Source organism: Streptomyces flavofungini, assembly GCF_041028215.1.
GTDB lineage: Bacteria > Actinomycetota > Actinomycetes > Streptomycetales > Streptomycetaceae > Streptomyces > Streptomyces flavofungini_B.
In genome coordinates this window covers 1-8,140 of the sequence record NZ_JASKYR010000367.1, presented here as the reverse complement: position 1 = coordinate 8,140, position 8,140 = coordinate 1, and the positions used below count along the sequence as shown (strand labels likewise).

Genomic DNA, 8,140 nt, shown 5'->3' with positions numbered 1-8,140 from the left:
CCACGGCATTGGCCGCGGTGGACCGCGAGGGCGCCAGCGTCCGGCTCGCCGGGTGCTGTACGCCGGTGCCGCCCGACGCCATCACCGCCTTCGCCGTACGCGGGGGAGTCGTGACCGTCCACCGCGTCGGCTGCCCCTCGGTGGAGCGCATGAAGGAGGTGGGGCGCGCGGAGGTCGGCGTGCGCTGGGGGGACACCGCCGAGTGCCGGGTCACGCTGACCGCCGAATCGTTCGGCCGTGCGCATCTGCTCGCCGACCTGACCGAAGCGATCGCCCTGGAAGGCGTGGCGATCATCTCCGCCACCGTGGAACCGCCGACCCAGCAGCGCGTCCGGCACACGTACACGCTGCAACTCCCCGACGCGGCCCTCCTGCCGGGGCTGATGCGGGCGATGCGCGCGGTGCCAGGGGTCTACGACGTGAGCCGCGCCCAGCATCCGGCGGCAGCGGCCCACTGAAGCGCGCCCACCGAAGAGGCAGACCCACTGAAGAGAGCCGCCCTAGCGGCCCCACCGGTCTCGCGCGGGTCAGGACGGTGACTCGTTCGGGTGGCCCGGCGCGCGCCGCCATCGCCCCTGGACGCCCGCGCTGATAGCGGTAGGCCATGCTGCTCACCGCCCGGACCACGGCCACCCGGCCGAAGGCCCTCCGCACCCCTCGCATCGCCGCCGCCCTCGTCACGGCGACCGTCTCCGCCGCCCTCGTCGCGGCGAGCGCCCCCGCGCCGGTCGCCCCCCTCGGCATCGGCGACCCGCTCTTCCCTCACCTGGGCAACCCCGGGTACGACGTGGCGTCGTACGACATCGCCTTCACCTACCGGGGTGACAACCGCAAGCCGCTCGACGCCGTCACCGAGATCGACGCCCGCGCCACGCAGGCCCTCGACCACGTCAATCTCGACTTCGCGCACGGCAAGGTCGGCGCCGCCGAGATCAACGGCAGGGCCGCCCGCTTCACCACCAGCGGCGAGGACCTGGTCCTCACGCCCGCCGAGCCGATCAGGCCCGGTGAGCGACTCCGGATCACCGTTCGGCACACCAGCGACCCGGTCTCGGGCAAGGACGCCCAGGGCGGCTGGCTCCGGACGTCGGACGGGCTCGCCATGGCCAACCAGGCCGACGCCGCCCACCTGGTCTTCCCGTGCAACGACCACCCCGCCGACAAGGCGATGTTCACCTTCCGCATCACCGCCCCCAAGGGACTCACGGCCGTCGCCAACGGGCTGCCGGTCGCCGAGCCCCGGCACAGCGGCTCCACCACGACCTGGGCGTACCGCACCCACCACCCCATGGCGACCGAGCTGGCCCAGGTGTCGATCGGCCGGTCCACCGTGGTGCACCGCGAGGGCCCGCACGGCCTGCCCGTACGCGATGTGGTGCCCACCAAGGACCGCAAGAAGCTGGAGCGCTGGCTGAAGAAGACACCCGGCCAGATCGACTGGATGGAGAAGAAGGTCGGCCGGTACCCGTTCGAGGCCTACGGCGTCCTCATGGCCCAGGCCAAGACGGGCTTCGAGCTGGAGACGCAGACGCTGTCCCTCTTCGAGGAGCAGCTCTTCACCCTCCCGCAGATCCCCGCGTGGTACGTCGACGCGATCATGGTGCACGAGCTGGCGCACCAGTGGTTCGGCGACAGCGTGAGCCCGCGGACCTGGTCCGACCTCTGGCTCAACGAGGGCCACGCCACCTGGTACGAGGCGCTCTACGCCGAGGAGAACGCGAAGCGCCCCCTGAAGGACCGGATGCGCGAGGCCTACCGCCGCTCCGACGGCTGGCGCGCCGCGGGCGGACCGCCCGCGCGGCCGAACAGGCCCGCCCCCGGCAAGAAGATCAGCATCTTCCGGCCCGTGGTCTACGACGGCAGCGCCCTGGTGCTCTACGCGCTGCGCCAGGAGATCGGGCACGAGGCCTTCGAGCGCCTGGAGCGCCAGTGGGTCCGCGTCCACCAGGACGGCAACGCGACGACCGCCGACTTCGTGCGGCTCGCCTCCCAGAACGCCGGGCGTGACCTGGAGGGATTCTTCGACGCCTGGCTGTACGGGAAGAAGACGCCGCCCATGCCGGGGCACCCGGACTGGCGCAAGGGGACCAAGGACGGGAAATAACCCGGATGACGAGACGGGCCGTGCCGTGCAACCATCTTCAGGTCGACGGCGCGAGCCCGGCCCGGGAATCTCCGGGCGGTCTCGGACGTTGTCGACTGTGACGGATCACGCATCCGTCCGCATTCCCATCGACGTATCGACGTAAGGATCCAATGACCTCCTCTTCTTCCCCTTCCCAGGACGCACAGAGCTTCGCGCAGAACTACCCCGAAGGTCTTCGGGCCGATGCCCTGATGGAAGAGGACGTCGCCTGGAGCCACGAGATCGACGGAGAGCGTGACGGCGATCAGCTCGACCGCTCCGAGCGCGCGGCCCTGCGCCGCGTCGCGGGCCTCTCCACCGAGCTCGAGGACGTCACCGAGGTCGAGTACCGGCAGCTCCGCCTGGAGCGCGTGGTCCTCGTCGGTGTCTGGACCTCCGGCACGGTCGACGATGCGGAGAATTCCCTCGCCGAGCTGGCCGCCCTGGCCGAGACCGCGGGTGCGCTCGTGCTCGACGGCGTCGTCCAGCGCCGCGACAAGCCCGACCCGGCGACGTACATCGGCTCCGGCAAGGCCCTCGAACTGCGGGACATCGTGCTCGAAACGGGCGCCGACACCGTCGTCTGCGACGGTGAGCTCAGCCCCGGCCAGCTCATCCACCTCGAAGACGTCGTCAAGGTCAAGGTGGTCGACAGGACCGCCCTGATCCTCGACATCTTCGCCCAGCACGCCAAGTCCCGGGAGGGCAAGGCGCAGGTCGCCCTGGCCCAGATGCAGTACATGCTGCCGAGGCTCCGCGGCTGGGGCCAGTCGCTCTCCCGGCAGATGGGTGGCGGCGGCGGTGGCGGCATGGCCACGCGTGGTCCCGGTGAGACCAAGATCGAGACGGACCGGCGACGGATCCGCGAGAAGATGGCGAAGATGCGCCGGGAGATCGCGGAGATGAAGACGGGCCGCGACATCAAGCGCCAGGAGCGCCGACGCAACAAGGTGCCCTCGGTCGCCATCGCCGGTTACACGAACGCGGGCAAGTCCTCGCTCCTCAACCGCCTCACAGGCGCGGGCGTCCTGGTGGAGAACGCGCTGTTCGCCACCCTCGACCCGACCGTGCGCCGGGCCGAGACGCCCGGCGGCAGGCTCTACACCCTGGCCGACACCGTCGGCTTCGTGCGGCATCTGCCGCACCACCTGGTCGAGGCGTTCCGCTCCACGATGGAGGAGGTCGGCGACTCCGACCTGATCCTGCACGTGGTGGACGGCTCGCACCCGGTGCCGGAGGAGCAGCTCGCCGCCGTGCGCGAGGTCATCCGCGACGTGGGCGCGACCGACGTGCCCGAGATCGTGGTGGTCAACAAGGCGGACGCGGCGGACCCGCTGGTCCTCCAGCGGCTGCTGCGGAACGAGAAGCACGCGATCGCGGTCTCCGCGCGCACCGGCGCCGGAATCGACGAGCTGCTCGCGCTCATCGACGTCGAGCTGCCGCGGCCCGAGGTCGAGATCGAGGCCCTCGTTCCGTACACCCACGGCCAGCTCGTCTCGCGGGCGCACGCCGAGGGCGAGGTGCTCTCCGAGGAGCACACGGCCGAGGGCACGCTGCTCAAGGCGCGGGTGCACGAGGAGCTCGCCGCGGAGCTCAACCCGTACGTTCCGGTGGCGCGCTGAGCGCACCCCGCAGCCGTCGTAGCCGTCTGACGGCAACCGCTTGAAAGCGGCGAAGGCCCGCCCCTGCGCGAGGGGCGGGCCTTCGTGGTCGTGGTCGTTTCTACCGCGAGCCGTACTTCTCGCTCATCATGTCGTAGACCTGCTCGGCGCCCTGGCCGAGCTGCGGACCGGCGAGCCAGGTGTTCTCGGCCGGGCCGATCGAGGTGTTCGACACGAGCTTCGTCTTGCCGTTCACCATGCGGAACCAGCCGCCGCCGGAGGAGCCGCCGGTCATCGTGCAGCCGATGCGGTACATCGTCGGCAGGGACGGCGACAGCGAGAGGCGTCCCGGCTTGTCCACGCACTTGTGCATCATCAGGCCGTTGTAGGGCGGCGCGGCCGGGTAGCCCCAAGCGCCCATCGAGCTCACGCTCCGCGTGGCCGGAGCCGAGAAGTCGACATCGAGCGCGTTGCCGACGGTCTCCTCCAGGGACTTGCCGCCCTGCTCCGGCTTGACGTGCATGACGGCGTAGTCGTACGTGGCACCGGCGCCGCCCGTGGGGCCGCCGTTGTCGATCCACTCGTTGGAGGTCGAGACCCAGTCCGCCCAGTACTGGCCGTAGGGGGCGATCTCCTGCGGAGCTGCGTTGCCCAGCTCGGCCTCGGACTTGCCCAGGTCGTTGTACGAGGGCACGAAGGCGATGTTGCGGTACCAGCCGCCGTTCTTGCCCGCGTGCACGCAGTGGCCGGCGGTCCACACCAGGTTGGACTTGCCGGGGTGGCGCGGGTCCTTCACGACGGTGCCGGAACAGACCATCGAGCCCCCGGGGGCGTCGAAGAAGATCTTTCCGACCGGTGCGGCGTTCTCGTGGTACGGCGTCTTCTCGGGCTTGGCGCGGACCGGCGTCGGCTCGGGGTCGGTGGCACCCTGGTCGGCGGCCGCGTCCTTGGAGGCGATCGTCTTGTTCGGGTCCTTCGCGTCCTTCATCCGCTCGGGCTTCCACAGGCCCTCGATGACCGGGTTGACGAACTCACTCGCCTCGCGCAGCCACTTGTCCTTGTCGAAGTTCTTCCAGCCGCCGTTCTCCCACGTGTCCGGGTCGATGCCGTGTTCCCGGAGCTTGTCGGCGAGCCCGCCGGGAAGCTTGCCGTCGGAACCGGAGCCGGAGTCCGAACCGGAGTCGGTCCCCTTGGACGCGGCGGCGTTCGAACCCCCGGCCTTGTCGTCGCTGGGGCCGCAGGCCGTGGCGGTGAGCGCCAGGGTCGCGGCGAGCCCGGTGGCGGCGAGTGCGACGCGCCGCCCACGGCTGCGCGCGAAGGGCGCGCGAGTGGAACGCATGGTGCAGATACCCCCGTTGGAACGTGTGATTGCCATGTACTTGTCACATATCGGCCGGGATGCCCGGCCGGGACACCGGGCCGATGTGACACCTCACTATGCCTGTGAGACTGAGGACGAACGGCGGCGGGGTCGTGAAGGTTTGCGGCGACCCCGCCGTCGTACGCCGTGCGAGAGGGCGGACGGCGAGCCGACCGCTACTGGTCGGCGAACTTCTTGCTGACCGCGTTGTAGATGCCCTTGGCCTCCTTGCCGAAGCGCGGTCCGGCCAGCCATCCGGCCGTCACCGGGCCGATGGAGGTGTTCGACACCAGCGCGGGCTTGCCGTCCTGGCCCGGGGCGACCCAGCCGCCGCCGGAGGAGCCGCCGGTCATGGTGCAGCCGACGCGGTACATCGTCGGCTCGGACTTGCTGAGCGAGAGCCGCCCGGGCTTGTCGGCGCACTGGAAGAGCTGCTGGCCGTCGAAGGGCGGCGCCGCCGGGTAACCGGTCGCCGTCAGGGACTTGATCCGCGGCACGGCAGGGGCGTTGAAGTCCACCGGGAGCGCCGAGCCGACGGTCTCCTCGAGCGACTTGCCCTCGCTGCCCTTCTCGGGCTTCACGTGCATGACCGCGAAGTCGTAGGGAGCACCGGCGCCGCCCGACGGGCCGCCGCCCTCGATCCACTGGTCGGAGGTCTGTGCCCAGTCGCCCCACCAGACGCCGTACGGGGCGACTTCTTCCTTGGGGGCGTTCTTGAGCTCGGCGGCCGGCTTGCCACTGTCGTTGTACGAGGGGACGAAGATCATGTTCCGGTACCAGCCGCCCTTGGCGCCCGCGTGCACGCAGTGGCCCGCGGTCCACACCATGTTGGACTTGCCGGGGTTGGCCGGGTCCTCGACGACGGTCGCGGAACAGACCATCGAACCGTCCGGGCCGTCGAAGAAGAGCTTGCCCGAAGCGGGCGCCCGGTCGTGGAACGGCGCCTTCACCGCGGCCGCCTCCACGGGCTCCGGCGTCGGGTCGGTGACGCCCTGGTCACCGGAGATGTCGTTCTCCTCGACGCCCCGGTCCGGGTTCTTGTCGGCGTCCCGCATCCGGTCCGGGTCCCAGAGGTCCTTGATGATTGGGTTGACGAACTCGCCGGCCTCGCGCAGCCACTTGTCCTTGTCGAAGTTCTTCCAGCCCCCGTCCTTCCACTTGTCCAGGTCGACCCCGTGCTCCTTGAGCTTCTCCTTGAGATCGGCCGGGATCTGGAACTTGTCGCCGTTGCTGTTGTCGGCCTGCTCCGACGACGCGTCACCACCGGCGTTGTCCTCGCTGGGGCCGCAGGCCGTGGCGGTCAGCACGAGCGCCGCGCCGAGCGCCACAGCGGCCGCCACGGGGGAGGTGCGGGCGCGGGCGCGTCTACCGCTCCGTGCGGTGAAGAGCGGACGTATGGGTCGCATCGTGAGATTCCCCCTGGGCCTCGAAAAATGGAACAGAAGTGCTGGTCATCCCGGGTGTGCGGACACCCGTCGCCGCCGCCGCGGGCCCCCCGGTGGCCGGGAAACGCCGCGTGCCTCTGGCCGATGAACGGCCCCCACACTATGCCGGTGCCGTTGGGGACTGCCGACAGCAGGGCAACGGTTCCGCAACGGCAAGATCTTCCGATTGCCCCGTGCCCCGACCGGGTGCGCCGTCGTTGATACGTACGGGGGAGCAGCGGTCTGCGTTCATCCCCATGTCAACTTGCGCGTCCGTCCAGGCACTTGGGGCTCTCCGGAGCCGCCCGGCCGGTCGCGCTCGTCCCCAGCGGGAGGACCAACAGTCGTGGCCGTGATCGAGCCCGCGGCGGCGTCCGCGGAACCTTCCGGAACGCAAGCGCCCCCGGCGACGCAGCCCCCGCCGCGGACGGAGCCCCCGGCGCAGCGGGAGGCCGTGCGGGAAGCCGCGCAAGAGGCCGGACAGGAAGGCATCCTGCGACGCCAGTCCGCGCGCGAGTCGGCCGCGCGGACCTATGCGCGCGCCCTGCCGATCGTCCCCGTGCGGGCGCGCGGCATGACCATCGAGGGCGCCGACGGCCGCCGCTATCTCGACTGTCTCTCGGGCGCCGGGACCCTGGCCCTCGGCCACAACCACCCCGTGGTGCTCGAAGCGATCAGGCAGGTCCTCGACTCGGGGGCGCCGCTGCACGTCCTCGACCTGGCGACGCCCGTGAAGGACGACTTCACGACCGAACTGTTCCGCACCCTGCCGCCCGGCCTCGCCGAGCGCGCCCGCGTCCAGTTCTGCGGACCCGCCGGGACGGACGCGGTGGAGGCGGCGCTGAAACTGGTCCGCGCGGCCACCGGGCGCGACGGCATGCTGGCCTTCACCGGTGCCTATCACGGGATGACCGCCGGAGCGCTGGAGGTGTCCGGCGGCGCGCCGAGCGTCCGCGTCGCCCGCCTGCCGTATCCGCAGGACTACCGCTGCCCGTTCGGCATCGGCGGAGCGAGCGGCGCCGAACTCTCCGCCCGCTGGACGGAGAACGTCCTCGACGACACCAAGTCGGGCGTCCGGACCCCCGCGGGCATGATCCTCGAACCGGTCCAGGGCGAGGGCGGCGTCCTGCCCGCCCCGGACGGCTGGCTGCGCCGCATGCGCGAGATCACCGCCGCGCGCGGCATTCCGCTGATCGTCGACGAGGTGCAGACGGGGGTCGGGCGGACCGGGGCCTTCTGGGCCGTCGAACACAGTGGCATCGTGCCGGACGTGATGGTGCTCTCGAAAGCGATCGGCGGCAGCCTGCCCCTGGCCGTGGTGGTCTACCGCGACGACCTCGACCTCTGGCCCCCCGGCTCCCACGCGGGCACGTTCCGCGGCAACCAGCTCGCCATGGCCGCGGGCGCGGCGACCCTCGCGTACGTACGGGAGAACGGCCTCGCCGAGCGCGCCGCCACCCTCGGCGCGCGCATGCTGGCCCAGCTCCGGTCGCTGGCCGTGGACCATCCCTGCGTGGGCGAGGTCCGCGGCCGGGGTCTGATGATCGGCGTCGAACTGGTGGACCCGGGGCGCGACGGTTCACCGCGCGTGGGCTCGCGGCGCGTGGGCGGGAGCCCACGCGCGGTGAAC

6 protein-coding genes are annotated in these 8,140 nt (G+C 71.3%); 4 read left to right on the top strand and 2 right to left on the bottom strand.

Annotation, left to right across the window (positions count from 1 at the left end; genetic code table 11):
* From AB8Z36_RS23755 to hflX, 3 genes are all read left to right on the top strand, one after another.
* Window positions 1–458, top strand: a 458-nt coding sequence (locus AB8Z36_RS23755) for an ACT domain-containing protein (RefSeq protein WP_369215398.1), incomplete at its 5' end; no start/stop codon positions are given.
* A gap of 146 nt (window positions 459–604) precedes the next feature.
* On the top strand, window positions 605–2,104 hold the full coding sequence (locus tag AB8Z36_RS23750; RefSeq protein ID WP_369215397.1) for a M1 family metallopeptidase: 1,500 nt from the start codon (window positions 605–607) through the stop codon (window positions 2,102–2,104).
* 152 nt (window positions 2,105–2,256) lie between these two features.
* Window positions 2,257–3,747, top strand: a complete 1,491-nt coding sequence (hflX, locus tag AB8Z36_RS23745) for a GTPase HflX (protein ID WP_369215396.1) — start codon at window positions 2,257–2,259, stop codon at window positions 3,745–3,747.
* Window positions 3,748–3,847: 100 nt separating this feature from the next.
* On the opposite strand, the gene AB8Z36_RS23740 is transcribed toward hflX, so the two are convergent.
* Window positions 3,848–5,065: a trypsin-like serine peptidase gene (locus AB8Z36_RS23740; RefSeq protein WP_369215395.1), complete on the bottom strand. Its 1,218-nt coding sequence runs from the start codon at window positions 5,063–5,065 to the stop codon at window positions 3,848–3,850.
* 197 nt (window positions 5,066–5,262) lie between these two features.
* Window positions 5,263–6,492, bottom strand: a complete 1,230-nt coding sequence (locus AB8Z36_RS23735) for a trypsin-like serine peptidase (protein ID WP_369215394.1) — start codon at window positions 6,490–6,492, stop codon at window positions 5,263–5,265.
* 472 nt (window positions 6,493–6,964) lie between these two features.
* Here AB8Z36_RS23735 and AB8Z36_RS23730 point away from each other — a divergent pair.
* A partial coding sequence (locus tag AB8Z36_RS23730; protein WP_369215393.1) for a diaminobutyrate--2-oxoglutarate transaminase family protein occupies window positions 6,965–8,140 on the top strand: 1,176 nt, incomplete at its 3' end.

Bases quoted from the DNA above. Each gene is read 5' to 3' on its own strand.
- AB8Z36_RS23750 (WP_369215397.1), top strand. From the start codon at position 605: ATGCTGCTCACCGCCCGGACCACGGCCACCCGGCCGAAGGCCCTCCGC.
- hflX (WP_369215396.1), top strand. From the start codon at position 2,257: ATGACCTCCTCTTCTTCCCCTTCCCAGGACGCACAGAGCTTCGCGCAG.
- AB8Z36_RS23740 (WP_369215395.1), bottom strand. From the start codon at position 5,065: ATGCGTTCCACTCGCGCGCCCTTCGCGCGCAGCCGTGGGCGGCGCGTC.
- AB8Z36_RS23735 (WP_369215394.1), bottom strand. From the start codon at position 6,492: ATGCGACCCATACGTCCGCTCTTCACCGCACGGAGCGGTAGACGCGCC.